Raw genomic sequence first — 25136 nt, forward strand, 5'->3', positions numbered from 1 at the left:
ACCGCCATTGCACCGTGCGCTTGGCATGCGCCCAGCCAATGATGGGTGCGGGGCAAAGGGGATCGCGGCCCGTTACAGCGCGCCCGATCCGCCCTGCACGATCTTCTCGTTGAGCTTCAGGTCCACGGTCTCGACCGTGCGGTCGATCTCTGCATTGGGCGCGCCGAGCTGATGCGAGATCAGCTTGACCAGCAGGTCGACGCGCTCGATGAAGGGTGCGCCGCCGGCCACCGCGCGCGCGGCCGATGACGGCTTCAGCAGGCTCTCGGCAGCCTTGGCGTATTTCGCGAACGGCACCTGGTCCTGCGGATCGGCGCCGAGACGCCGGGCGATGGCGTCGACATGCTCATAGATCGTCTGCGAACGCGCGAGATCGCCGTGCACGGCGTCGCGGATCGACTGCGGCTCGTGCGGCGTGATGCAGCGGTAGTTGCCGGTCAGCAGCATCGACCATTTCGCCAGCGGCACGAACAGGGAATCGAACACCTTCAGCTTCACCGGCACGTCGTGGCCGTCGAGGGTCACCGCGTCGATGTCGGCTTCGAGCTCGCGCAGCACCTTGTTGTGCTTCTCGTCGCCGAACACGGAGGCCTTGAAATTCGTGGGCAGGCCGACGTGCAGCACGTTCGCAGCCTCTTCCGGCGGACGGAACGCCTGCGGGTCGGGCGAGCACAGCGTCACCAGCCCGGGCTCGAAGCGCTCCCACACCTGCGCATTGGTGTAGGCCTCCTCAAGATCCATGTCCGCGAGCGAGGGGATCCGCTTCAGATAGGGCAGCGGCGGCATGTTCATGATGGACAGGCACGGCAGCTTCGCCGCGGCGATCCTGACCATGAGAACGCGCACCGTGTGGTTGGTGTATTGCGGCTCCTGCATCGCAAGGCCGACCATGTCGTAACGCGACAAGTCCACATTGGCCGGCGTCACGGCGTCGAGCTTGCCGGGCAGGTCGCGCGAGAAGATGGCGCGGTGAACAGCCTCGTCACGCAACTTGATGCGCACCTCGGTCCCCTCGCGGTTGATCAGCTCCGCGGTCTTGGTGCGGCAGACCAGGGTCACGTTGTGCCCCGCCATCAGCAGCTTCGTGCCCAGCAGGGAGCCGTAGGAAGCCCCAAGAATCAGGATGTTACGCGCCATGTCTCGTCCCTTTGACAATTGTGATTTTTGAGCCCGGCCGTCATCCGCGGGCGAGTTTGGCGGGCATGTAAGGCAAAGTGCGTGAGGATGGCAACTGGGATAATGGATACAAGGCGCGGATTAGCGGGCGGCCCGCCGTGTTGCTTGACGCCGAAAGCAAGACGACGCCAAACCGGCGGCGGTTGTGCAGGGTCGTTGAGTTGCTCAAATAACTGGCTTACCGAAGTAAGAAATGTTGCACATCTCGATCGCCCAAGCTCTCCCAGAACGCGATCATACCTCGTCACGTCTCGCGCGCCGGGTGCGGATGAGCGACTTCGAGGATTTTGTCGCGCCGGTTTTCCTGCGACATTGACTAGCGGAAAGTCCTTTGGCGAAGGCCGTCGGCATCGATCAGGCGGTAACCCGCCGCATTTTTATCGCTGGCGTGATTGGTGGCGCGCCGGATCAGCGTCATGAGGAATCATGATGGAAGCCGACACAGGCGATGCCTTCTCCCTCGTTAAATGAGCTCCAATTTTAGTCGTCCACCGCAACAAAAAACTGCAAACGCGGGACAGCAAAAAATGGCAGAGTGGTGCGGGCCTAAACTGTGTATCAGCAACGGAGCTGAGACGTGACGATTGAGTTGGAGTCGGCGTGCGACTTGTTTTGCGACCGGTTCGTTCGGACTGTAGTCCGTCCGGTCCAGTGCCCCCGCCCGCGAAGGGAAAACGGAACGATCATCGGGACGGCAGACGCAAGCGCGATCACGCACGCGTGCCATCGCATCGAGCAGACATGCAGGGCGTTGCGCTGACAGCGCTGCGCCGAGTCCAAGCAACCGCCGACGCGCCGTTCGGGGACGGACATGGAAGATGATCATTGGCCTCACGGCACGTGCGACGGCGCCGGTCGAAGCCTGGCGTGCTTGCGAAAACGTGCGTCCCATTTTTTTGAAAGCTTGTCCGTCGGGGAACTCGTGCGCGAGGCGCACAGGCATCGGTGGATTTCGGAGTGGTTGAGGATCTCAGGCGAGTACCGGATATTCGCCGAATCGGCGCGCGTAACCAGTTCAGCTCAGATCGTGCGGGAAGCGTGGCTGTGCTCGCTGACGGCCCTTGAAGTCGCGAGGAACCTGTCTTGGCCCGGAGATCCCGGGGGTACCGACCTCGTAGACAAGGTCAGACTCTGCCTCCGGGGCTTCGAGGAGGACGCCGGTTCGGCGATCGAGCGTGTGGAGATCGACTGCTTTGATCAAGGCTCGCTTGCGGGCTACTTTCTGCCGGCGTTCCCCGATCGGTCTTTCGCACCCGCGGTTATCTGCGTCAGCGACGAGGACATCACCCTCGGCTCGATGATGAGCAGGCTGTTGCCGGCTTCAGGGCGACGGAACGTGTCACTCCTGCTCGTTGATGCCGGCGATTCATCCGGTCGTAGCCCCTTCAAGCCGGCGCATATTCTTCAATGCTGGCTGGATTACCTGGAAGCTCGTCCGGACGTCGATTCGCAGCAGATCGCGGTCTACGGCGAGGGGGCGGCCGCCAGTCACGCATCCCGTCTTGCCCTCGTGGATCGCAGAATGGCTGCCGCCGTGTGCGACGGCGGCATTGCCACGCCGGTCATGCGCCGGGCATCGCTGCGCTGGATGATCGGCGTCGAGCAGGCGGTCCGTGACGGGCCCTCGACGGGTTCGTTGCTGCCGTTGTGTCGGATACCTTGCCCGCTTCTGATGGTCGTCGGCAGCCGCTCAATGGTTTGGGAGGAGGATGCTCTCGAACTGCAAGCCGGCTATCGGCAGGCCGGAGCCGATTGCGCGACCGTCGTGCCGAACTGCATTCCGTACCCTCTGGGCGAGGTCGAGAATTTCATCGCGGTGGACGATTTCATTTTCGAATGGCTCGACAGCAAACTTGGAATTGCCCGCCAGCTGGATTCCGTGACCTACCTCTAAGGCGCCAAGAGATTGGGGGAAGGCGAGAAAAGATTGGGAAGGCGAGGAGAGATTGGGGATGAATCGAGGCGCGCGTTCCGCGCCTGACGTCAGGGAGTCAGGAAGCGTCGATGGCCAGCAACCGTGCGGCCAGCCGGGCATTCTTGGCAATCGTTGCGAGCGCGGCATTCAGATCGGCCAAGGTCGTCTCGTCGAGCTCGTTGAACATGGTCGAGTTCAAGGCGAGCTTTCTCTTCGACAGTTTTTCGATCTCCGTCGTTGCTTTCGCCGTCAGCGACATCAGGACGTAGCGTGCGTCGTCTGCGGCCGGCCGTCGCGACAGGAAGCCGCCCTTTTCGAGACTCTTGGTCTGGTTGGTGACGAAGGCGGGGTGGACGCGCAGCTTGTTCGCGATGTCGATTCCCGCGACACCTCGCCCCTGGTCCAGTTCGGTGATGGCCATCAGGATCAGCCACTGCGGCTCGGTAATGCCCAGCAGTCCGGCCCAGCTGGTGTGGATGTCCTCCAGCTGGGAATGAATTTCGACGACGTTCCAGATGAAGTCCGTAATCGCCCTGTCGAGTTTCTTCTCGATCATGTGGCTCCCTCCCCGTTTATCCCTTGCCTATCCTTAATGGGATATCTTGGAAGCGTCTCGAAAATCGCGCGTCGACCAAAGGGGAGATACCGCGCGGAAGAAATCGTAGGCTCAATTATTACTTGCAAAGAACAATTAATTTTATTATCTACTATCGCACTCTATTTCGCTGCTCTTGACCCACGCGACGGACAGCGATGCGAGACCTCCAAGAAGCCCTCGGGATGCCCCCCGAGGGCTTTTCTGGTTTTTCTATAGTGATCTTCCGGGGTAATATCGCCGCTGTTGCCCTCAAGCCACATCGCGACCTGAAGTGTCGATTCATCAAAGCAATAAATTGAGACCATTGTTTTTATAAACTATATGTGAAGCCGCGACGGAGGGGGCACCTCGCTGTCGTTTCAGTCCGAACCTTCGGTGCGGGCCTGAATTGAACGGAAATTGAGAGGGTAAAGCGGCGTCCACCGAGGACCCGAGCCCCCTGAACCGACCTGGAGGTTTACTGATGAAGTTGACGAAGACACTCTTTCTCGGCTCGGCTGCCGGCCTGATGGCCGCCTCCGGGGCGTTCGCTGCCGATCTTCCCGTGAAGGCCAAGGCGGTCGAATACGTGAAGATCTGCTCGCTGTACGGCGCCGGTTTCTACTACATCCCCGGCACCGACACCTGCATTAAGCTGGGTGGTTACCTGCGGGCCGATGCGAACCTCAACACCAATTCGGACTTCAACCCGAACCAGAGCGGTGTTGCCGGTGCACGCAACCGCCTGATGAACTACTACACCTTCCGCGCTCGTGAAGACCTCAACATCGACACCCGCACCGCGACCGAATACGGCGTGGTCCGCACGTTCTTCGACGGCGTCTTTACCTGGACGACCGGCAACTATTCGGGCACCGGTTCGGCAACGGGTGGCACCCAGTACAGCGGTACGCTCGGTCTCAACGCTGCGGGCACAGGCCTCGTCGGTTCGGGTAGCGGCAACGTCAACGGCACCGACGGCAATACCTCGGCCGGTGCGCTCGGCGTATACTACGCCTTCATCCAGTTCGCCGGCTTCACGATGGGTAAGGCCGTGTCGCAGTTCGACGCGCCCTGGACCAACTATCCCGGCAACATCACCGACAACCTCGTCGGCGGCAGCGGCACCGTTACCGGCGTCACCCAGTTCACATACACCGCCGACTTCGGCCAGGGCGTCACGGCATCGTTCTCCGCTGAAGATGCGACGGCCTACTATCAGGCCGGCAACCTCAACATGACCGGCGCGACCGCAGGTGGCATCATCGGCGGTTCGTACGGCACCAACGCCCTCGGCGGCTCGCGTTCGCCGAACCTCGTCGGTCAGCTGCGTGTCGATCAGGCCTGGGGTCTCTTCCAGGCGTCAGTGGCTGCGCATGACAACCATGTCGCCTATTACGGCGCGACCGAAGCCACCGGCCATCCCGACGACAAATGGGGTTGGGCTGTTCAGCTCGCTTTGTCGATCAAGAACATCCCGACCGGCGCGGGTGACACGATCAACATCCAGGGCGTCTACACCGACGGCGCGACCCGCTACAACTTCCAGAACCTGTCGGGCAGCAGCTACTCGCTGTTCGGTAGCTCGGGTGTTGCCTACCAGAGCGTTGGCTTCGCCAATGCTCCTGACACGGTGTACGTGACCGGTAGCTCGCAGGAAACCGTCAAGACCTGGGGCTTCCGTGGCGCTTACACCCACAACTGGGATCCCAACTGGAACTCCTCGCTGTACGGTGCTTACGCTCAGGCCCAGTTCGGCACGCTGGCCAAGACCACCATCTGCGGCGCCGGCGGCGGCGCCGGTGTGTTCGGAGCCCTGGCAGGTGTGACGGGTTGCAACCCGGACTTCGCGATCGGCCAGCTAGGTGTCGTCACCCGGTGGACCCCGGTCAAGAACCTGACCTTCTCGGCGGACGTGTCCTGGACCCATCTCGACCAGAAATATTCTGGTACGGTTGGCGCCTCCCCGAGCGTCGCGACCGCCAAGCCGACCGCGGCCTACGAGCTGAAGGATCAGGACTCGGTCGCCATGATCCTCCGCGCTCAGCGCAACTGGTAAAATCTATCGAAACACATGAACGAACACCCGGCGGGAAACCGCCGGGTGTTTTTTTGCGCAAGGCAGATGATAGGGCGGCGAAGCCCCGGTGCCCGGATGGAGCGCAAGCGTGATCCGGGGGCTGCTCGCGCTGCGTCTGGCACCTTCCCGGATCACGCTTCGCTTCATCCGGGCTACGGGACCGCGCCTGTGTCGCCCCCGTGTCAATCCGCTCTCACAAAAATATTCCGCTTTACCGAAATTCGGAAATGGCGTATGTGTCGTCCATCCCGGCTCATCCTTGAGGGGCGATCTTGTGGTCGTCATGTTCGCGAGCCGGGCTTGCGGTGGACGCGGCAGCGTTCGGGTGCGAGAGGCCAAGGGCAGGGCGGATTGCTCTCCGTGAGCCCAAGGCTGCGTTCCGACGAGCGGCGCTGCTAGGCTTCGTCTCGTCTGTAAGTTTCCGGCTCCGTCGACAGGGCTGGAAAAACTGCGGCGAAATGGCGAGCCGTGCGTACGGCAAAACCGTGTGGTCCTTTCCGCCAGCACTATTTTCGTCCTGTTGAAATCGGCAGAAGTGACAGAAAATGAAGGAAAATTTCGACTTGCTGGCGGACTAGCTGAGGGCCTGCCGGAACCCGCTGAGCCCTATTAGGCCCTATTTCATCGAATGCGCTGGCACGGCCTGCTCTGCTACTCCCGGCGGTCCCGCCGCGCTCCACGCCTTTTTCTTTGGCCGTGTGTCGTGGCGGCGCTCAGCGCTGCTTCGAAGGCGGTGGCGGAAATTTGTTTGCTGAGGGGCTCGGCTGGAACGGGGTGATCGGGATTGCTCGCGTGCCCTGCAGTAGCTCCAATGCGAATTGTCGTAGAGCATTCTGTTCGGCTTCGATGTTGACCCAAGCCTGCGGAGCGTAAGAGTACTTCGCGAGCTCACGCTTATCGAGTGCGAAGCCCAGATGCTTTCCGATCTCAAACATCATCTCATTGAAGGCGTCATCGCGCTCGTCAAGGAAATGGCGAATAGCTTCGTTTGATGATGCTGGCGGCAATGCCGGGCCTCCTAGGTTGTCGATGTATTTCTTGTAGGCGGTGATCACCCTATCATCGTCGTGGAATTCGGTCTGGATCACATTGAGCGCCGTCACATGATCAGCCGAAAGCGTTACCCGCCGCGTCCTCATGAGAGCGTGGAACGTATCGTATTTCCTGCGGCGCTTCTCTCGCTTTTCCTCAAAGCGAAGCGTAATCTGCACGGCCACGATCGGGCCCACGACAATCGCAACGGCTGTGATGACAAGGATTGCCACGTTGAGCCAATCCTTGAATTGCATGCACCAGAAGCCATCGGGACAATTCATGACGGCAAATCCTTGACCTTTTCGAACTTCGCATTCACAGGTCCGAGTGGTGTCTCGATTGTTATGACGCGACCATCAGCAAAATCGGCCGGAAGTATGAGCTTCACCGCGACCGTAGTCGGAGCAGCACTAGCTGGCGCTCCGGTGATAAGCGAGGCTCCGGCAGCGAGCACGTATTCGACCACGCCTTCGAGACTGCCGTCGGGCTTGGTTTCATAGGAGCCGTCATATTGCATCGTGGTGACATCGACACCGACAAGCATTCCGTCGCCGATATAGAAAAGGCCAATGCTTTGACCTGCGACGCCCGTGAAGTAGGCGACGTAGAGCGCCTTCGGCATGTGAACTACCCCCCAAACCTGACGGCCCGTGGGTTCCTTAGCACAGGAAATTGTGTGCTCGCATGTCCTCGCGCGCAAGATGCACCGATATTTTTGATGTGAGGCGGGGCGGATCAGGCGGTGACGCTCGTTTTGGGCGGGGCCTCTGGCGGGTCAGAAAGGGTACGCGCAACCCTGACCTGCGTCGGCGCTGGGCGCTTCATCCCGTGCACCCGCACCTATGTCAGCAAGCTCGAGCCGAAGGCGTAATCCAGCGGCAAGGCGACGGCCTCCCGACGAGAACCGCGTCGGCCGCGATACCTGCGACACAAAAGAAGGTAATGGGGCGGTGCATCAGGTCAGGTGCGAACACTGCATTAAGGCCGATGATCGAGGCGATGGATGTCGAGGATGTGGTCTCCATCCTCAAAGCCTACACTATGCGCGCGGCCGGCGGATACGGCGCCCGCTGGAACTGGCACATCGAGGAGCGCAACATCCGCAAGGACTGCCAGAGCTGGATCAAGAAGCATCCGCAGGAGGAGCGCAAGAAGGCGTCGCCGACGCTGTGCATCGTCGCGCCGGGCAATCCTTCGTCCGGCAACAATATGCCGACTGTGCGACCCGGAGTAGGCCACAACAGCGATGACAAGATGCCGCTGCGGCTGGTTATCGCGAATGCCTATATCGCGGGAATGTGCGAGGACATTGGACAACGCTTTCAGCGCGTGCCCGATCTCAAGGGTAACGAGCATTTTTGGCGCTGTCGCGGTGGCCTCTGGCTGTTGCTGAAGGACGCTGACGCCGCGCGATCTTTGCATCCGGCTCTGCAAAAAATTCTCAACGATCTTGGCCGTGAAAATAAGTCCGCGAACAGCTTGTTCAACGAAGCTGCCTCGCATGTTCTCCGTAGTGCGGAGGTGTGCAAGCAAGTTGCAGTGTCGTTCGATGCGCATGGGAAGGTGCCGGCACTCAACGGGCTGATCGACCCGATCACGGGCGTGATGGAGCCGATCCAGTCCGACCATTACGCGACTTGGCAGTTACCTGTCCGGTTCGACCCTAACGCTACCTGTCCCCATTGGGAGCAGGCCCTCAATGACGCATTTGCCGACATGACGGCCCCGGACCGGAAGACGACGGTTGAGCTGGTTCAGGAGCTGGTCGGCATGGCGTTGATCGACAATAAGCCTAAGGCGTTGTCGCGGGCTTTGGTGCTCTATGGTGGACCCGACACCGGCAAGACTGTGGCCCTGAAGGTGATCACGGCGCTCTTCGGCGGCGCCATCACGACGGCGTTCGCAAAGCTCGAAGGCAATCATGGCTTGCAGTCGTTTGTCCAACGTCTGCCTTGGGTGCTTGGCGAAGCCTTCAATCAGGCGGGCTGGCATGTCTCGGACATGGTCAAGTGCATCATCACTGGCGATCCGGTCGAGATTAACGGGAAGAACATCCCAGCGATCTCGATGAAGGCGAATACGCCTGCTTTTTGGGCGACGAACCACCCTCCCAAGTTCCGGGAGAGCAGCGGGTCCATGGCGACGCGGATGTTGATCATCCCGATGACGCGCACCTTCGACAAGGAGAGCCCGGTTGGAGTTGCGGCTGCAGCTCGCAAGAGCAATCCGGCATGGGAGCCGTTCGACCTTATCATCAACACGGAACTGCCGGGGGTGCTCAACTGGGCTTTGACCGGGCTGAAGCGCGCGCTTGAGCGCGGGCATTTTGTAAACACCAAGGCCGGCAACGATCTGCTGGAGCAGTCGCGTAAGGACAGCAACGTCGCGGCATCCTTCCTCGAGGAGTGCGTCACCTATGGCGGTTGAGCATCGGCGGCGTGCCGATTGGCGTGCACGGGAGCTGTCGGCCAAGTCGTTTTCGAGCGAACTTTAGCGTGCTCAGGCCACATCGAGGCCACGATCGGATGACGTGATTGCGACTGCATCGGCTGGGCATGATCGGCGGATGTACCCGAACCCCAGCCATGGCAGGACCCTCGGAGCTAGTCTCCGGGGGTCTATTGTTGTTTGTGGGTTAGAAGGCACCTTACTCTTTCGTCTCACATAGCAATGCTGGTGAGGTAAAGTTCGACGTCACGGTATGCTGTTGCACCAACCCCGGATGTGACCCTATCACAAGGCTCGGGCGGTTTGCGGACCCGAAGCGGACATCAGGGCATTCCATGTCCTAGTGACACAGACGTTCTATGGCTTAAGCCGCGTCAGTTCAAACGAACATCACGCCCACCCTAAAGGGTGTCCGCCAGACGACCTGACAGGGCAATTTCAAATCATCTTCTGGGATAATTAACGTGAAGGCGGAGGGTATTCTGTCAATCGTGTTGAGGAGTTGAAGTGCTGCGCCCGACGTAGAAATGTCACGCACCATGCAGGGAGTTTTGTCGCCTCCAAGCTCGATCTGCGCTGGCTTGGACACCCGAAAGCGTGGTGCACGCCGACTTCCAACCATTGGCTTTGGTCCGCTGTCTAGGTTTCTAGTGTGATCCGTATTCTTCAACGCTCTGATTGATCCAGAGCAGAGCAGCGCGGCTGTCCAACCAGAAAACTTGGTCGTTCTCGCCTGCGCCGGGAGTCATGTGCAACAGAAAGGAATTCTCGCCGTATCGAAAAAGCGTGTCACGCGCTTGGCACTCATTCAAAGTTTGGACGTCGAGAAACGAATACTCACGTGTTGCGACAAGCCTCATCTCGCGGGCCTCCCAACCTCATGGCTCCATGCACAACTAAGTCATTATCACTTGCCTGAGAACGGCCAGCAGTCTGCAAAGCCGGGCCAAGGTGCTGAACCATGCGGCGGGCTGTCTCGACCGAAGCCGTCAGTTCCTCTGCTTGCCGAATGAGTTCACTAATGCGGGGATCATCCTTGAAGTCCGACAGTATAACTCCAACGCATCTGATGGTGAGATCGAGCATCCATAGCGCGCCACGCATGTCGTCTTGGGTGCGCAGGTTTGCTCCGTGTAGGCCCGATAATACAGTTGTGAGCCGTTGAACTCGAATAATGGCGGGATGCACCGCAGGATGCTCTTGGCCGCGCCGGAAATTGATCACTTCGGACATCGCTGTCCTCTGAATGATTAAAATATGGGCGTAGCATGATGGCAATCATTTAACTTTTCGATAAGAAGTCTGTCGGTATTCGGCAACTCCTGCATTTCAGAACGCGATTAGAAGCCGTACCCACAACAAGGGTGATTTCAAGAGCTAGTAGCTGGCAGGGTGCAGCCGTAAGCCCGGCGCCTTGAACGGGAGGACGCTCAAGCGTGCCGTGCGGATCGTGTCCCAACGGGGCCTGCGGCTTAAAGGGACCGCTTCGCGAGCCTTGGGACCACCCTCGCGCGAGCGTTGGCTCGTAGCTGAGCGTGCCGGAAGCCGCCGCGACGCTAGGAAGGCAGCCAACAGGCCACCGCCAGAAGGTGATCCAGCAATCCCTCGGTGCTCTCAGGCCCAAGAAACGGTCCTGAAACACGATCGCGGGCGAGCGACATTCGGCCGAAGCAAAACCCAGCGTATGATCCTGCTCAGCGAAACGGAGCTGATCATGAGCAGGGTTTGGACAACCGCTTGGGCTTTAGTCGTCGTTGCTATTGTACTCGTTACCGCCGCCGGCCTTGTCCCTCAGCGGATTGACAGGACCGAACTCGGCGACGGGTGGCAGTGCCGGGGCAATATGTTCTCCACCACCTGCGCCAAGGCGGTCGGGTAGGAACTCTGCAGATAGCGGCGCGGCGTTCATTGCGCGACGGCCTACCGTGCGCGGCTCCCGCGATGCCCAACGAATTTCTCCTCTAGCCGCTGGACACTGGAGAAGACTTGGTGTGCCCGCGTTGTTGTTAGCGGCGCTTCTGTTGGTTATCTCCGCAAAAGTTCGCCGAGCGAAGCAGTTGCTTCCGCGCACCGTATGCTGTCGATCTGTCTAGAAACGGAAAGTGCATCGCGCTTCAGCGCATCGATTGTTGAGCGCGCGGTGAGGTCACGTTCAAACTCATTCAATCGCTTATTCAAATCGTCCAGTTGCACCTGCAAGCTCCCGACGGTCCCTAAGTGACTTGCGCTCCAAATTCTTCGCATAGTTGATCCCCTGCGTTGCCTCACGTCGTTGTGAGGAACGTTCTTGACGGGATTTGGCATCGAAGCCGGCAACTTTCTGGCGAACTTAAGTTCTTTGGAACCGTTGCGGCATTGTCACAGATGATCTCTTTCGGCAGTGCTCAACCCCGCAGTGGTTGCGTTGCAACACCGCGCCGCAAACAATGCGACATGCAGTGCGACGCGGACATATCGACCGAAGTGGCGAGGTATCGTGCGCTCGCGGAGGAGTGTCGCGCCCGCGCATCTCAGGCGCGACATGCCTCGGACCAAAACGCATGGTTGGCACTCGCAGATGAATGGCAAGTGCTGGCGCAGTCTGGGCCAACCGGGCTAGTACTCCCGGTGCATCTCACTGACGGCGACGATCAGGTCGGGCCGTTCTACAATTTCGACCAACTGATCTGAAATGGCCCGAACAGCCCGGACGTTCGACCGGGCTACTTCCGTCAGTCGTTGTCGTGATGGATAACTTCTTTCTCTCTGCTGCCGTCCTCATTCTCTCTTTTGATGACCGTCGTTCTATCACTTTCCCGGTGCTCGGGCTCCCTGATGACAGTTGTGCGTTCGCGATCAACGGGTCGGCGCTCATGCGTCTCGCCAACAGTGACGCCTCCGCCGACGGGACCGGCCTGAACACCAACGCCAACTTCATCAGCAACTACGGGTGTCGCGATCGCACTCGCGAGAAGTGAAGCAAACAAGTACCTGCGCATCCCATTCTCCTTCAGCTTTCTGGCGCTTGGAGAATGTTGGTCAGCGGCATTTCGTTCCTCGAACAATTTGGCGCGTCAAAGCTGCTCATTGTTCACACATTGGACGAGGGCAATGTGCTTGAACCTACACGGGCCGTTGCTGATGATCCCGTAGCCTTCGCACGTAGTAGCCCTGTGTTTCGACGGCTGACTTGATTTCGTCGCTGACCTTGATCACCCGCTTCTTGCTCTTCCGCCATTTACCGCGCGAGCCGAGTACAGGCACTGCGGAGCCTTTCCACAGCACGAGCAGATCACGTTTCTGATTGAAGTAGACCTCGAACATCGTGCCCCCTCCCGGCCATCCAGCGTAGCGCGCCCGGCTGCGTGCATAGGTTGCAATTTTGCCACGGTATTCGTGTATTTTGGCCATCGTTCCGCTTCGGACACGACCCGTGCCTGTGAATTGTGGGCATAAGCTCAGCAAAAACTGGCCGAGCCGCAATTTCTGTTTGTATGTTGTTCGCATGTCACGCCTGCAAACCAAAAACGTTCTCGACGAATACGAGCTGGCGATCGAGGAGATCATCGCCGCTTGTAATGACGACCCGCGCGATGCGCTTAGAGCATTGATGCTTCTCAACGAGCTCTTAGAGCATAGATTAATGCGCATCAGCGACCAAATGAGCGATGAGCTAGAGGAAGGGTCGCAGCACCGGTTGTTGCATTAGGTGCGCTCGTGTTGCATCAGCAGGCGCACCCGAAAGCCCGCGCAATTCACTCGCTGCCGTGACCAACCGGTTGAGTATAACTTTGAGTTCATAAGGACGCTGAGCGTCCATCAGGTACTACCCACTGACTGCGCGGTTAAGCGGCGACTTACTTTTCCAAAGAAGCGACGAGCCTGTGATCTGCTTCATGGCTGTACCCGCTCGTAGGAGCCATCGCGCTGTGCGCGGCCATCCGGGCGCGCAATCTATAGTGATCGAGCACGTAGAGCCGGATGGCGCATGACAGATTTGCATGAGCGCGTTCATTATCGATTTCCGCGATCAGGCCGTTTACGTTTGTGCCTTCCGTCAAAGCAATTTCGCGGAGGCTCGTCCAAAATTCGTCCTCAAGGCTGATGCTCGTTTTGTGGTTACGAATGGCAATGGATCGCTTAGCAATCTGCGACATTGGATCTCCTATTAAAATTCGTCCGGCGGCCTCCGGCCTTCCGCCGCATCACGGACCCGCGTCATAATCTTCGAATAATAATCTTCCCGCTCCCGCCGAAACCGTTCTTGGTGCGCTTTGAAATTCTCTACGCGCTTGGTGATCTGCTCGCGTTCGGACGGACCATAATTATCAGGCCGAGGTGCCGGACGGCTGGGCTCGTTTAGGATCGATACGACGAGGTCGAGCGGAGCTTGCGGACGGGCAACAGGCGGCTTGTGAGGAATGGTGACCGCCGTTGCCGCTGCCAACGCGGCAGTCTCGGCCATGAGCGCTTCTAGCTCTTTGCGGTAGTCCATATTACCAGCCCCTGAAGGGGGGATTGTGGTGCGGGAGCGGGTAGGTAGTCAACGGGTTCTGGCCAGCTCTTCTTTCAATATCGCGAGTGTCAAGAATACGTTTTCGAGGTCCGAATTTTCCATTTCGGGGAGCCGAAACATGGGAAGCCGAGGCCGTGTCGATCCGCCGCTGATCTGTCTTCGCCACGCCTCTATCCCAACCGACCTCGAAGCATTGGTACGCGCGTCTAACCGACCGACCAGTGTGCTCATCTTCTTTGCTTGGGCACGGATCGGCTATCACGTCAGGTTTCAGCGCCGGTTCAACCCACGGGCCACCGGCTGGTGGGCCGAAAGGCTTTGGTTAACACTTCCCTGATACGGTGCTGATCGTCGCAGAACCGTATCGCGTACTGCGACCTTTGGTGTTGCATGCAAACGATAGAAATTACTGACCCGCGAGAGGCGCGACGCTGCCGCTTTGCCCAGTATCGGGGCGAAAGGGCGGTAGTGATGTTGGACGGATTGCCTGTCACGGGGATGGTCCGCTCGATCATGGAAGTTAAGTCGAGCAACCCAACGCGGTGGACTGTCACCGTGGCACTGGTCGGATAGTTCCGGCTGCCATGCGCTGACCGGAGCCGTGCTTGCCTGTGGCGATGAGCGGCGATAGCGACATGCCCGGTCGAGCGGTCTTATCTAACGCGCCACCATAGTGTTCGCTGTTACCTGACAACTGCACCAGAACTTGCGTGTTCGTCGGGAACGACGAAATCAACCCCTACGATCGCGGCTTCGAGGATCAGAAAGGCGATGATCCCACCTAGGACACCAAAAAAGGCCACAGACATTATCGCCAGCAGCACGGCACAAAATATGTCCGCGACGATCTTGCCCCTGCGATCAATGCGGTCTTGATTGCCGTAGAAGTAAGCCATAGGACCCTCTCCCGAAATTCAAGGGCTCAGATATAGCCTACCAATGCCAGCGCGATAAGCCTGTTCGTTGCCGGGATGGAGCACCTGCGTCGGTGCAGCCGTTTGGGATCTCGCGGATTTCCGTCGCTCGCATCAATGAGACGGCCCCGGTTTCCCAGACCGGGGTCCTTTCATTGTTTGAAGCTGGGCGGCCCTGCCTAGGTGTGGGGCTTACTGCTGGCCTCTGATGTCCGGTTTACAGCCAACAGCGGCCGAGGAGCGAATGGTCTCCGAGGTCGGACATGGGCCATGAGCGAAAGTTGCGGCTAGAGCGCTTTGGCGCGCTATGTGGCAACCAACGCAAACAGTGCCCCCTGCGCCCGCTGATCAATATTGCTCACGTTTCGAACGACGAGTTGCATTTGGAATGAAACGATCTCGGCTCTGGGTCACAAGCGTCGTTTTTGGCGCTCAGTCGCGACCTTTCTACCGGGCGTGGTTATACGCAATTTACCTCCAATATCGGCCATGTAACCAAGCGCGATCAGCCGGGCGCTATGTTCGGGAGGGATTGCAGTCGGTACGCCGTACGTAGACGGCGTGGCAATCAGAAGCAGGGACGCGAACTCTTCAATGGTAAGCATTCTCGGCTCTCCGGCTACGTTTGTCGCCAGCAATCTCCCGCGTTGACACCCCGATCTGATCGCGCAGATGGTTCAATTCGGCCAACCGAATTTTGAACTTAGCTGACGTTGCAGTGAGGGCTGCAATTCGCACTTCGATGAGGGCTGCTGTGCGCAAGTCGACAACGGCGTCAATGCGCCGTTTGAAACAGGTCATTAAAAGCTCCAGCCGATTTGAAATGGTCTTCAACTCTCTCTACGAGAGGCGTAGTATACTTTCCAAATGTCGCGCTGAGTGATCAATGTTGCCACATCGCAATGTTAGTGGAGACGAGTACCCTCAGCACACATCACCAAGGCTGAACAATGCTTAGTGATTGCGTTAACGCCGGACAGGGCAATCCCCCAGTGTGGCATTAATTGCATACCCGCGTTGTCGGGTCGAGCAAAACTGCTGACTTTTGAAACGCCAAGACGGCCTGCAAGCAGATAGAGCATTAGAGATGTCCTCCAACTAAATCGCACTTACTTGTCTGCGGGATGAAGCGCTGCCTTTCGTGCTTCCAGTGGGACACCGGCCCCAGCTCAACGACAGACAGGCGCGCTATGCGGCACCGTCGCTTCTAGCTGCGAGCAATTAGCGAGGCGCGCGCAGTGAATAGCAGAGGCACAACGAAGGTCAGTGCTTTGTTTGATCCAAGGCTTTCAGCAGGGCGTGCAGAAATGCACTGGCGTGGTCGTAACTTGTATTGCCGTCTGCTACTGCATGAGCGCGCAGGCTGAGTTCATTGCCCACCGCTTCAGGACCAATCGCCTCGGCGCGCTCTGCCCATCGGTCAAGAAGGTCGTCAGGGATGTTTTGGCTGGATGTGAAAAGATGCAGCAGCCGAGACGCACCATCGTGCTTCTGGTGGTGTTGCGCAGCGAAGGCAAAGAGCGCGAACAAGCCTCGGAATTCGTCGCGGGATACTGCTCGCCGAGCCATGGGAATGCTCCGACTAAACAACAGCGTTACGCAAATCAGCAAAACATCAGTCATTTTTATTAGGCTATACGAGCAGAAGCAACAGCGAAGCAGATCGGGGAGAAGGCTCGCGGCATTAGCGCGGCTAGGAATGCGCGACAGCGACCCTGACCAACTACACCGCAATGGGCTTGCGGTGGTTTCCACAGAGCGAAAAGCCCGGCCAACCGAGCCGGGCGATCGAAAATATTATTCGGTCAGCCGCAATGCGGGCCATTTGAGATTGATCGCCGCGCACAAGTCTGTTCACTTCTGCACACAAGCGCCTCCCATCGGCGGACTAAGGTTACCGGCCGGCATGATTGATTTGCGCAAGGCCACGTGGAGCGCGGCTGGTCGGTGATGCTCGTGCGGATCGGGATGCAGGGGCCGCCACCGGCCAGAACGCCAAAAAATCTTCGCTAACCGGCCCCGCAGCGGTTCGGGACACAACGGAGGACACGCCGGCAGCACACCCTTGATTTAACTGGATTTTTGTAGTCTGCGCAGCCCTGCGCAATGGAATGTAGGCGGCCCCGCGAAGAATTCTGACCGCGCTGAGAGCCGGTCGGATAATGTAGTCAAGCTGCGCGCCGAGGCTCCTCCTCCAATCGCTTCGCCGTCGGCCTGCCGATGATCCGCAGCAGCTCGACCGCGACACCATCGAGCACCGCCCGCTTTTCCTTCATCCGCTTGCTGTGATTGTAGACCTTGCCGGTCACGGTCGGCACGATCTGCTCCGACTTGTTGCTGGCAGCATGATCGAGGCACTTGGCGATCCATGCATCGTCAAACCCGAGATCGCCGGCCAAGGTCGCCGCTGTCCGGCGCAGGTCGTGAGGCGTGAACGGCTTCAGGCCGAGCAGTTGGCAGATGCCGGGAGTCCTCACTTTGCCCGTGCGCTTGTCGCCGCGCAATGCGTCCGCCATCGCCTTGCGATGCAGCGGCTGATCGGCGAGGGGGCTGGCGAAGACGTATTGCTTGTTCGATCCGCGCAAGGCTTCCTTGATGAGCTCCACAGCGAGATCGGAGAGGGGCTGCTGGATCGTCCGCCGCTTCTTGACCCGCTTCAGCGGCACTTCAAAGCGCGGGTTCTCGCCGTCGAGATCGAATAGTTCGTCACGGTGCGCGCTAAGCAACTCGCTCGACCGCAGCATGGTCGCCAGCTCAAACTTGAGCGCCAGCCGCGTCCTGCGATCCCATGAGCCCATCCGATCCTCATCGTCGAGGCCATGCCAGAATATCTTGATCTCGTCCTCGGAAAGAACGCGGGTGCGGGCATGCTCCGCATCGAGCTTTGGAAGATTGATGCAAGGCGACGCGCTGACGTAGTCGCGGCCAGCCTCCGCTGCCCAATTGAACAGGGCGCTGGCCGCCTTCCGCATATGCCTCGCGTTGCTGACAGAAGGTCTCCCGAACTTGCCCGCGACGATGTCGTTGGATAGCGTCGCGATGTCATTCTTGGTGACCTCTGGCGCGAGCGTCTTGCCGAGCCGCGCGCCGAGGAAGCGACGAAGATGGCTGGCAGTGTTCTCCCATGCCTCCAGCCGGGGCCGCATCTCGCCGTCCGGCTTCTTGACCGGGGTCTTCATCCAATCGATCCGCTCCTCGATGATCTCGGCGACCGTCTTGCCGCGTTTCGCGTTCGTGGCCTTCTGCTCGCGGAACGTCTCGGCGAGCGCGGCGCCACCCATGCCCTTGAGGCCGTAGACCTTGCTGCGGGCATCCTCGACCGTGAAAGTCTCCGGGTTGTAGGCACCGAGCCATCCGGTGCGCTGCTTGCCCGTGGTCCGATCGGTAAACTTGAACGAGAAGGTCGCCACGCCAGCGCTGGTGATGCTGACGTACAGACCGGGGCATTTGCGGTCGTAGATTTTCACCCGCTTGCTGACCCGCTTCTGGCAGAGGCGATCAGCCAGGATTACGCTGCCATTGCGGCTGCGCTTGCCAGCAGGGTCGGCGGTAATGGTAGTGTGCATGTGGTTTCGGCTCCAAAGGGCTTGGGATCAAGGGGCTCAGCTTTTGAGGCTTTCAGTTTGTCGTGCGGACGCTGAAAGCCTTAGGGCCGGGACCTATTTTTGGCGAAACCCACCGAAGCACCTTGAAACAAGGTAGTCGAAAAAGCCTATTTCTGAAGGATTTTCATAGTTTCAGCGTGTTTCACTGAACGTCAAAATATAGACGTGTGGTCCTGGCCGTCGTTGCTACGGTCAAGCCCTGGCGAATGCGGCATCCGCGTCAACCGGCGCGGTGCCGGTGACTTTCGTTGGGACGAGGGAGGCCAAAAGGAACTCGGCTCCCGGGAGAGCACGGCATAAGCCGTCCAACCATCGCGCAGGGAAGGCCGAGTGATTGGCTACACCTGTATGCTGCTGTGCGGTTCCCTTGCGCTACATTTTCGCGCAGCGGACCGCGGGTGCCAGCCGGCACCCGGTCTTCCCTGCGCCCTCTTGGCTTTGAGGGTGGAATGACCAGGCAAAGCTCGGGCGAAACGCCGCGAGGACGCGAAGGCGTGTCTACGGCTACACACTCCCTGTCATCGCCCGGCTTGACCGGGCGATCCAGTATTCCGCGACGGTGGCGTGGGCGGGATCGCAAGGCGGCGACACCGGTAAGCTCGGCATCATCGGCTTCTGCCGCGGCGGACGCACCGTCTGGGAATATGCCGCTCACAGGGGCAGCCTCAAGGCCGGCGTCGCCTTCTACGGTCCGCCGGTCGATCCAGCCAATCGGCCGTGGCCGAAGAGCCCGATGCAGCTCGCGCCCGAGATGAAGGCACCGGTGCTCGGCCTCTATGGCGGCGCCGATACCGGCATTCCCGTCGCCCAGGTCGAGCAGCTCAAGACAGCCTTGGAGCAGAACAAGAAGACGGCCGAGTTTCAAGATCTATCCGGAAGCGCCGCATGGCTTCCATGCCGACTACCGCGGCAGCTATCGCAAGGACGCAGCAGAAGATGCCTGGAAGCAGGCCCAGGCCTGGTTCAAGAAGTATGGCGTGTTGAGCTGACGCTTGATCCTGATCCTCCTTCCCCCGCTTGCCACAACGCATCCAGGGCGTGGCGGTAGGTCGGATAAGCAAGCGTGACGCCGAGCTCGCACTTCATTTTCGCGTTGGAGACGCGGGCGCTGCTCGCATAGAAGCTGCGGGCCATCGCCGACATCTCGGCGGTCTCGAACGGCTCTTCCGGCGGCGGTGCAACATTCATCAGCTTCGCCGCGTAAGCGATCACCTCCTGCGGCGGCGCCGGCTCGTCGTCGCAGACGTTCCACGTGCCGCCGCTCGGGTGATGAATCGCAGCCATGATCGCGCTCGCGATGTCGTCGACGTGGATGCGGTTGAACACCTGTCCCGGCTTGATGATGCGCCGCGCCGTTCCAGCGCGCAGCGTCACCAGCGCGTTACGGCCGGGGCCATAGATACCCGCAAGCCGCAGGATCGCGGCGTCGCCACCGGTCGTGTCGGTCCATGCCTGTTCCGCCGCGACCCGCATGCGCGTCCGGTCGAGGTCCGCCTTCGGCGGCGTGCTCTCGTCGACCCAGCCGCCGGCGTGATCACCATATACGCCGATCGTGGACAAATAGACGATCTTGCGGTCGCCGCCCGCCGCCAGCAGGCCGGAGAAGGCCGCGATTGCGGGATCGCCGGCACTGCCGGGCGGGATCGAAACGAGAAGGACATCCGCGTCCCTCATGCGTTCGATCGTCTCGCGTGCCGGACTGCTGCCGGAGAAAGCATGCACCTCGACGCCGGCGAGAGCGCCCCGCTGCGCGGGATCGCGCACCGTGCCGGCGATATGCGAGAAGCGGCCACCGAACAGGCGGACGAAGTGCCGCGCACTGTAGCCGAGGCCAAGGATAAAGAGCCGCATACATCTTCCTTGCAGGTCGGAGTTCCCGTTCGCGCCGCAGCGCGCCTCCGCTCATAAGAGATTTTTGGGTCCGGCAAAAGATATTGCAATTTGTCTCGCCCGCCTGTGCAGGCGATGGTCGCTCACCGGAGGGACGCATCGATCATGCAGGCAGAAGCGCCAGCCATCATGCTATCTGACGCGGCTGAGCTAGTCCGCCGCGCCGCCGCGCTGATCTTCGACGTCGACGGCACCTTGGCTGAGACCGAAGAGCTGCATCGGCAAGCCTTCAACCATGCCTTCGCCCGCCACGGTCTCGATTGGCAATGGGATCGGGCCGTCTACAAGGACCTGCTGCGGGTCACGGGCGGCAAGGAACGCATTCGCGCCCACCATGAAAGGCTGAGGATCGCCGCGCCATTATCGGATGTGGACATCGCGGAACTCCACCGCATCAAGACCGCGCATTATGCCGGACTGGTCCAAACCGGCTGCTGCCCCTTACGGCCCGGGGTGACGGATCTCCTCGTCGCTGCCAAGGCGCGCCGCCAGCGGCTCGCGATCGCGACGACCACGTCGCACGCCAACATCGACGCGCTGCTGTCGCGCGCCCTGGGAAAGTGCTGGGCCGCGGATTTTGATGCGATTGTCGCCGGAGATGACGTGCGGCATAAAAAGCCTGCGCCGGATGTCTATGTCGAGACCCTGGCGCGGCTGAAGCTCAACGCGTCCGACTGCGTCGCGATCGAGGATTCCGCTAACGGCCTGACCGCAGCTTCGCGGGCGAACATTCCCGTGCTCATCACCAGAAGCATGTTCTTCCGGGACGACGATTTTAGCCAGGCGCGGGTCGTGCTGGATGATCTGTCGGGGCTCGGGTGAGGCGGCAAAACAAAAAAACTGAAAAAACAACCCCATGCACAGTAGAATGTGCCTGCGGGCCGGGCGCCCGTTAATGGACGCGGTGGCTCGCTCTATCGTCCTCAGCTTGCTCGACAATCTGCGCGATCGGGCTGGACTGGTGGTGCACCAGGCGCCAGTCGTCGCCGACGCGCCGAAAATGGTTGGCCGCAGCCAATGCCGTGCCGTCGACGATCTCGATGCAGAGCACGCGCGCGCTGTCGCCATCGACGATGGCCTGCGGTTCCGCGCAGACGATCTGCGGCCGCTCCGGACTCTGCAGGATGTCGCGCCAGCTTCCGATCACCGTGGCCCGGCCGATGATGGCCGGCCAGCCGGGATGAATGCAGGAAATGGCGTCATCGTCCGCCCACATCCGCTCCATTTCGTCGAAATCGCCGGTCGAAAAGGCGGCGTAGAACGCTGCGTTCGCGGCGATCACCTTGCTGTCCTTTGCCATGCCTCTCGGGTGGGGCAATGACAGGCAAAAATCAAGCAAGACTTCCGTCGACTTTCCGTCGATCTGGACCGCAACGCAGCATCGCTGCCCGTTTTGTGGTCACGCCGAGACCAGAATCTCCACCGCACGCCGCGCGCCATCCTTGTAGAGCCGGCCGAGCGCAGCGGTCACGGCTTCGCGCAGGCGCGGCTCGGCGCCCAAGGGCCCGAACACTTTTCCGACGCCGACCAGCGCGGGTGCCAATCGTTCGGCGACGGGACCTGCCTCGCGCGCCAAGCCGGCGAACTCGGCTGCGAGCGGATCGCGCACGTCGATGGTGCGGCCCTTCTCGTCAAGGCCGCTGACGTAGCGCATCCAGCCGGCCACCGCGAGCGCATGCGTCGCGATCGGCAGGTTCCTGGCGAGACGATCCTGGATCGCGCCGAGCAGGCGCTGCGGCAGCTTTTGCGAGCCGTCCATCGCGATCTGCCAGGTGCGGTGATGCAGTGCCGGATTGGCGAAGCGCTTGAGCAGTGAGGCGCGATAGGCGGCCAGATCTGCGCCTGATGGCATCGTCAATGTCACCGCGGCCTCTTCCATCACCTGCGCGGCGAGGCGCGCGAAATGCGGATCCAGCATGGTGTCGGCGATGGTCTCGTAGCCTGCGAGATAGCCGAGATAGGCCAGCGCCGAATGGCTGGCGTTGAGCAGCCGCAGCTTCATCAGCTCGAACGGCTTGACGTCGTTCACCAGTTCGACGCCCGCGGCGGCAAGATCGGGCCGGCCGGCCGTAAAGCGATCCTCGACCACCCATTGCGTGAAGGGCTCGGTCATGACGGGCCATGCATCGCGTAAACCGAGCGCCGATGAAACCGCATCGCGGTCACTATCCGTCGTCTCCGGCACGATCCGGTCGACCATGGTCGAGGGGAAGGCCACCGTATCCGCGATCCACTTGCCGAGATCCTTCGAGCGCAGCGCGGCGAATTGCGTCACGATCCGCTGTACGGTGTGGCCGTTGGCGGCGAGGTTGTCGCAGCTCAGCACGGTAAAGGGCAGGGCGCCCAGCGCCCGCCGGCGCGCCAGCGCGGCGATGATGAAGCCGGGAGCCGAGCGCGGCGCGTCGAAATTGTTGAGGTCGTGCACGACATCAGGATGCCGTTCGTCGAGATCGCCGGTCTGCGGCGTGTGGCAATAGCCCTTCTCGGTGACGGTGAGGGAGACGATGCGAATGGCGGGATCGGCCATTCGCTCGACCAATCGTGCCGGGCTTTCGCGCGCGACCACGCTGTCGAGCAGCGCACCGATGATGCGGTGTTCGGTGCCTTCGGCTGCACGGATGGCAACCGTATAGAGATGATCCTGCGGGGCGAGGGCATCGCGTGTATCAGGGCTGCGCAAGCTCGCGCCGACGATGCCCCACGACGTCGCGCCGGCGCCAAGACAATCGTCGATGACGACGGCCTGGTGGGCGCGATGAAACGCGCCAAGGCCGAGATGCACGATGCCAGAGGTGACGCGCGAACGGTTGTAGGCCGGGCGGCGGATGCCGGGTGGCAGCCGGTCGAGATTGGCGCGGCCGAGGCGCATGTCGTCTCTCCCCTTGTTTGGCCGCTGCTTGACATGGCGCCCGTCCTCGGTCAATGCTTGCGGTCAATTGGTAAGACCAATTTTCCAAAATTGGCGGGCCGCGGGCAGCGAGAGCTGCCGGCATGACCCTTTCGGGAGGACCAGCGTGCCGCTGGAAGCTGTGGAGGCGAGACGGCTTTATCGCCAAGTCGCCGATCAATTGCGAAGCCTGATCGACAGCGGTGAGTACGCGGTCGGCAGCCGCTTGCCGACCGAGCGCGAACTCGCCGAGCAGCTCAAGATATCCAGGCCGACGGTGCGCGAAGCCCTGATCGCGCTCGAAGTCGAGGGCCGCCTTCGTATCCGCGTCGGTTCCGGCATCTATGTGATCGAGCCTGCGAAGGTTGCGGCGACCGCGCCTGCTTCCGTCATCGAGGGCCCGTTCGAGCTGTTGCGTGCCCGCGAGTTCCTGGAAAGCGCCATCGCCGAAGAAGCCGCGCGCGTGGCGACGAAGGACGACCTTGCCCGCATCGATGCGTCCCTTGTCGCGATGGAGAATGTAGAACACCCCGGCGAAGCCTCGATGGTCCACGACCGCGCCTTCCACGTCGCGATCGCCGGAAGCCTCGGCAATGCCGTTCTGGTGCGCGTGGTCGGCGAGTTGTTCGACCAGCGCCTCAATCCCTATTTCGCGCAGCTTGCGCATTATTTCGAGAGCCCGGGCACGTGGCGCACTGCACTCGACGAGCATCGCGCGGTGCGCGACGCGATCGCGGCGCATGATCCCGGGGCCGCGCGCGAAGCCATGCGCGATCATCTCGCGAGATCCCAGGAGCGCTTTGCGCAGAACTTCGGCGCCGAGAGCGCGGCAGGACCGTCCTCCGGGCGCGCGGCGCGATCGACGGCAAAACCGACAAAACCGGAACGTGCGCCGAAGAAGAAGCGAGCTGCGAGCAGCAGCGCGCGACCGCGATGAGATCGTGCGGCCCGCACCCGCGTTTGGGGGCGGGCGGACAAGAAGCAGATTTAAAAGAAGCAGACTTGAAAAATGGAGGAAAAGTCAGTGTTGAAAAAGATGACAATGGTGCTGGCGGTCTCGGCCGCGGCGATGATTGCTACGGCTGGCGCCGGCATGGCGCAGACCAAGCTCAAATGGGCCCATGTCTACGAGACCTCGGAGCCCTTCCACACTGCTTCGGTCTGGGCCGCGCAGGAGATCGGCAAGCGCACCAACGGGCGCTATGCGATCGACGTCTATCCAGCGTCGCAGCTCGGCAAGGAGGCCGACATCAACCAGGGCCTTTCGCTCGGTTCGGTCGACATCATCATCTCCGGCTCGAGCTTCGCGGCCAAGAGCTTTCCGCCGATCGGCGTGACCTATTATCCCTACACCTTCCGCGATGCCGATCATCTGCTCGCCTACACCAAGAGCGACATCTTCAAGGAGCTCACCAAGGGTTATGAGGACAAGAGCGGCCACCACATCGTCGCGGTGACCTATTACGGCGTGCGCCAGACCTCGTCGAACAAGCCGATCAAGACCTGTGCCGACCTCAAGGGTCTGAAGATGCGCGTGCCCGATGTGCCCGCCTATCTCGCCATGCCGCGCGCCTGCGGCGCCAACACCGCGCCGATCGCGTTCGCCGAAGTCTATCTGGCGCTCCAGAACGGTACCGTCGAAGCCCAGGAGAATCCGCTCACCACGATCGAGGCCAAGAAGTTCTACGAGGTGCAGAAGCACATCGTGCTGACCGGCCACATCGTCGACCATCTCAACACGGTGGTGGCCGGTGCGCTTTGGAAGAAGCTCAGCGACGAGGACAAGAAGACCTTCACCGACGTCGCGCAGGAGGCCGCCGCCAAGGCGACCGCGGAGATCAAGCAGAACGAGGCCAAGCTGGTCGCCTTCTTCAAGGAGAAGGGCCTGACCGTCACCGAGGTCGACAAGAGCGAGTTCCGCGACACCGTGCTGAAGAACGTCGCGTTCGAGACCTTCGGCTACCGCAAGGCCGACTGGGAACGCATTCAGGCGGTGAAGTAATGACGTAGTCGCCATCCCGGGGCGGTCCGCTGGACCGAACTACGGTGTGCAATTGCGCACCTGAAAATCTCGAGGTTCCGGGTCTGGTGCTGACGCACCATCCCGGAACGAC

25 protein-coding genes and 1 pseudogene are annotated in these 25136 nt (G+C 60.6%); 10 read left to right on the forward strand and 16 right to left on the reverse strand.

Going from position 1 to position 25136, the window contains the following annotated elements; translation table 11 throughout:
• Positions 1-72: 72 nt before the first annotated feature.
• On the reverse strand, positions 73-1137 hold the full coding sequence (locus IVB13_RS17410) for a 2-dehydropantoate 2-reductase (protein WP_247337727.1): 1065 nt from the start codon (positions 1135-1137) through the stop codon (positions 73-75).
• A gap of 850 nt (positions 1138-1987) precedes the next feature.
• Between IVB13_RS17410 and IVB13_RS17415 the strand changes: the two genes are divergently transcribed.
• Positions 1988-3070, forward strand: a complete 1083-nt coding sequence (locus tag IVB13_RS17415; RefSeq protein ID WP_247337728.1) for an alpha/beta hydrolase — start codon at positions 1988-1990, stop codon at positions 3068-3070.
• A 97-nt stretch (positions 3071-3167) separates the two neighbouring features.
• On the opposite strand, the gene IVB13_RS17420 is transcribed toward IVB13_RS17415, so the two are convergent.
• The gene (locus tag IVB13_RS17420; RefSeq protein WP_247337729.1) at positions 3168-3647 is read right to left on the reverse strand and encodes a MarR family transcriptional regulator; all 480 of its coding nucleotides are present in this window, start codon (positions 3645-3647) and stop codon (positions 3168-3170) included.
• A 505-nt stretch (positions 3648-4152) separates the two neighbouring features.
• On the opposite strand from IVB13_RS17420, the gene IVB13_RS17425 reads away from it, so the two are divergent.
• Complete coding sequence (locus IVB13_RS17425) at positions 4153-5727, forward strand: porin (protein WP_085348489.1); 1575 nt, start codon at positions 4153-4155, stop codon at positions 5725-5727.
• Positions 5728-6461: 734 nt separating this feature from the next.
• Here the strand turns inward: IVB13_RS17425 and IVB13_RS17430 are convergent.
• Both IVB13_RS17430 and IVB13_RS17435 read right to left on the reverse strand, forming a co-directional pair.
• Positions 6462-7064: a DUF6680 family protein gene (locus IVB13_RS17430; protein ID WP_247489856.1), complete on the reverse strand. Its 603-nt coding sequence runs from the start codon at positions 7062-7064 to the stop codon at positions 6462-6464.
• Positions 7061-7405 (reverse strand): hypothetical protein, encoded by a 345-nt coding sequence (locus IVB13_RS17435; protein WP_247489858.1) that lies wholly within the window; start codon positions 7403-7405, stop codon positions 7061-7063. The genes IVB13_RS17430 and IVB13_RS17435 overlap by 4 nt, the downstream gene beginning before the upstream one ends.
• 365 nt (positions 7406-7770) lie before the next feature.
• Here IVB13_RS17435 and IVB13_RS17440 point away from each other — a divergent pair, with 365 nt between their 5' ends.
• Positions 7771-9210, forward strand: coding sequence for a DNA primase family protein (locus tag IVB13_RS17440; RefSeq protein ID WP_247489860.1), 1440 nt, complete (start codon positions 7771-7773; stop codon positions 9208-9210).
• 400 nt (positions 9211-9610) lie between these two features.
• Here the strand turns inward: IVB13_RS17440 and IVB13_RS17445 are convergent, their stop codons facing one another.
• From IVB13_RS17445 to IVB13_RS17455, 3 genes are all read right to left on the reverse strand, one after another.
• On the reverse strand, positions 9611-9853 hold the full coding sequence (locus IVB13_RS17445; protein WP_247489862.1) for a PilZ domain-containing protein: 243 nt from the start codon (positions 9851-9853) through the stop codon (positions 9611-9613).
• Between the two features lie 215 nt (positions 9854-10068).
• Positions 10069-10464 (reverse strand): hypothetical protein, encoded by a 396-nt coding sequence (locus tag IVB13_RS17450; RefSeq protein WP_247489864.1) that lies wholly within the window; start codon positions 10462-10464, stop codon positions 10069-10071.
• A 792-nt stretch (positions 10465-11256) separates the two neighbouring features.
• Entirely contained in the window at positions 11257-11424 is a 168-nt protein-coding gene (locus IVB13_RS17455) for a hypothetical protein (RefSeq protein WP_247489865.1), read from the reverse strand.
• A 533-nt stretch (positions 11425-11957) separates the two neighbouring features.
• Between IVB13_RS17455 and IVB13_RS17460 the strand changes: the two genes are divergently transcribed.
• On the forward strand, positions 11958-12188 hold the full coding sequence (locus tag IVB13_RS17460) for a hypothetical protein (protein ID WP_247489867.1): 231 nt from the start codon (positions 11958-11960) through the stop codon (positions 12186-12188).
• Between the two features lie 145 nt (positions 12189-12333).
• Here the strand turns inward: IVB13_RS17460 and IVB13_RS17465 are convergent, their stop codons facing one another.
• Positions 12334-12534, reverse strand: coding sequence for a hypothetical protein (locus IVB13_RS17465; protein ID WP_247489869.1), 201 nt, complete (start codon positions 12532-12534; stop codon positions 12334-12336).
• A gap of 181 nt (positions 12535-12715) precedes the next feature.
• Between IVB13_RS17465 and IVB13_RS17470 the strand changes: the two genes are divergently transcribed.
• On the forward strand, positions 12716-12919 hold the full coding sequence (locus tag IVB13_RS17470; protein ID WP_247489871.1) for a hypothetical protein: 204 nt from the start codon (positions 12716-12718) through the stop codon (positions 12917-12919).
• A gap of 148 nt (positions 12920-13067) precedes the next feature.
• On the opposite strand, the gene IVB13_RS17475 is transcribed toward IVB13_RS17470, so the two are convergent.
• The 4 genes from IVB13_RS17475 to IVB13_RS17490 form a co-directional block, all read right to left on the reverse strand.
• Complete coding sequence (locus tag IVB13_RS17475) at positions 13068-13367, reverse strand: ribbon-helix-helix domain-containing protein (protein ID WP_247489873.1); 300 nt, start codon at positions 13365-13367, stop codon at positions 13068-13070.
• A gap of 11 nt (positions 13368-13378) precedes the next feature.
• Positions 13379-13705 (reverse strand): hypothetical protein, encoded by a 327-nt coding sequence (locus IVB13_RS17480; protein WP_247489875.1) that lies wholly within the window; start codon positions 13703-13705, stop codon positions 13379-13381.
• A 704-nt stretch (positions 13706-14409) separates the two neighbouring features.
• Entirely contained in the window at positions 14410-14622 is a 213-nt protein-coding gene (locus tag IVB13_RS17485) for a hypothetical protein (RefSeq protein WP_247489877.1), read from the reverse strand.
• 609 nt (positions 14623-15231) lie between these two features.
• Positions 15232-15474 (reverse strand): hypothetical protein, encoded by a 243-nt coding sequence (locus IVB13_RS17490; protein ID WP_247489878.1) that lies wholly within the window; start codon positions 15472-15474, stop codon positions 15232-15234.
• Positions 15475-15906: 432 nt separating this feature from the next.
• Here IVB13_RS17490 and IVB13_RS17495 point away from each other — a divergent pair, with 432 nt between their 5' ends.
• The gene (locus IVB13_RS17495) at positions 15907-16272 is read left to right on the forward strand and encodes a hypothetical protein (RefSeq protein WP_247489880.1); all 366 of its coding nucleotides are present in this window, start codon (positions 15907-15909) and stop codon (positions 16270-16272) included.
• 536 nt (positions 16273-16808) lie between these two features.
• Here IVB13_RS17495 and IVB13_RS17500 read toward each other — a convergent pair.
• Complete coding sequence (locus IVB13_RS17500; RefSeq protein ID WP_247489882.1) at positions 16809-18206, reverse strand: tyrosine-type recombinase/integrase; 1398 nt, start codon at positions 18204-18206, stop codon at positions 16809-16811.
• 592 nt (positions 18207-18798) lie between these two features.
• Here IVB13_RS17500 and IVB13_RS17505 point away from each other — a divergent pair.
• A pseudogene (locus IVB13_RS17505) lies at positions 18799-19234 on the forward strand (dienelactone hydrolase family protein); the annotation flags it as partial.
• Here IVB13_RS17505 and IVB13_RS17510 read toward each other — a convergent pair.
• The gene (locus IVB13_RS17510; protein ID WP_247370112.1) at positions 19209-20096 is read right to left on the reverse strand and encodes an SDR family oxidoreductase; all 888 of its coding nucleotides are present in this window, start codon (positions 20094-20096) and stop codon (positions 19209-19211) included. The pseudogene IVB13_RS17505 and the gene IVB13_RS17510 overlap by 26 nt on opposite strands.
• A gap of 144 nt (positions 20097-20240) precedes the next feature.
• Between IVB13_RS17510 and IVB13_RS17515 the strand changes: the two genes are divergently transcribed.
• Positions 20241-20957 (forward strand): HAD family hydrolase, encoded by a 717-nt coding sequence (locus IVB13_RS17515; protein ID WP_204512155.1) that lies wholly within the window; start codon positions 20241-20243, stop codon positions 20955-20957.
• A gap of 70 nt (positions 20958-21027) precedes the next feature.
• Here the strand turns inward: IVB13_RS17515 and IVB13_RS17520 are convergent, their stop codons facing one another.
• Both IVB13_RS17520 and IVB13_RS17525 read right to left on the reverse strand, forming a co-directional pair.
• A complete protein-coding gene (locus tag IVB13_RS17520; protein ID WP_018453996.1) occupies positions 21028-21435 on the reverse strand; it encodes a nuclear transport factor 2 family protein in 408 nt (135 codons plus the stop codon).
• A 99-nt stretch (positions 21436-21534) separates the two neighbouring features.
• Positions 21535-23004, reverse strand: a complete 1470-nt coding sequence (locus IVB13_RS17525) for a mannitol dehydrogenase family protein (RefSeq protein ID WP_247489884.1) — start codon at positions 23002-23004, stop codon at positions 21535-21537.
• A 145-nt stretch (positions 23005-23149) separates the two neighbouring features.
• On the opposite strand from IVB13_RS17525, the gene IVB13_RS17530 reads away from it, so the two are divergent.
• Both IVB13_RS17530 and IVB13_RS17535 read left to right on the forward strand, forming a co-directional pair.
• Complete coding sequence (locus IVB13_RS17530) at positions 23150-23959, forward strand: FadR/GntR family transcriptional regulator (protein WP_247489886.1); 810 nt, start codon at positions 23150-23152, stop codon at positions 23957-23959.
• A gap of 105 nt (positions 23960-24064) precedes the next feature.
• Positions 24065-25024, forward strand: a complete 960-nt coding sequence (locus IVB13_RS17535) for a sialic acid TRAP transporter substrate-binding protein SiaP (RefSeq protein WP_018453999.1) — start codon at positions 24065-24067, stop codon at positions 25022-25024.
• Positions 25025-25136: the final 112 nt, after the last annotated feature.

The organism is Bradyrhizobium sp. 17, assembly GCF_023073515.1.
In the GTDB taxonomy this organism is placed as follows: domain Bacteria; phylum Pseudomonadota; class Alphaproteobacteria; order Rhizobiales; family Xanthobacteraceae; genus Bradyrhizobium; species Bradyrhizobium canariense_D.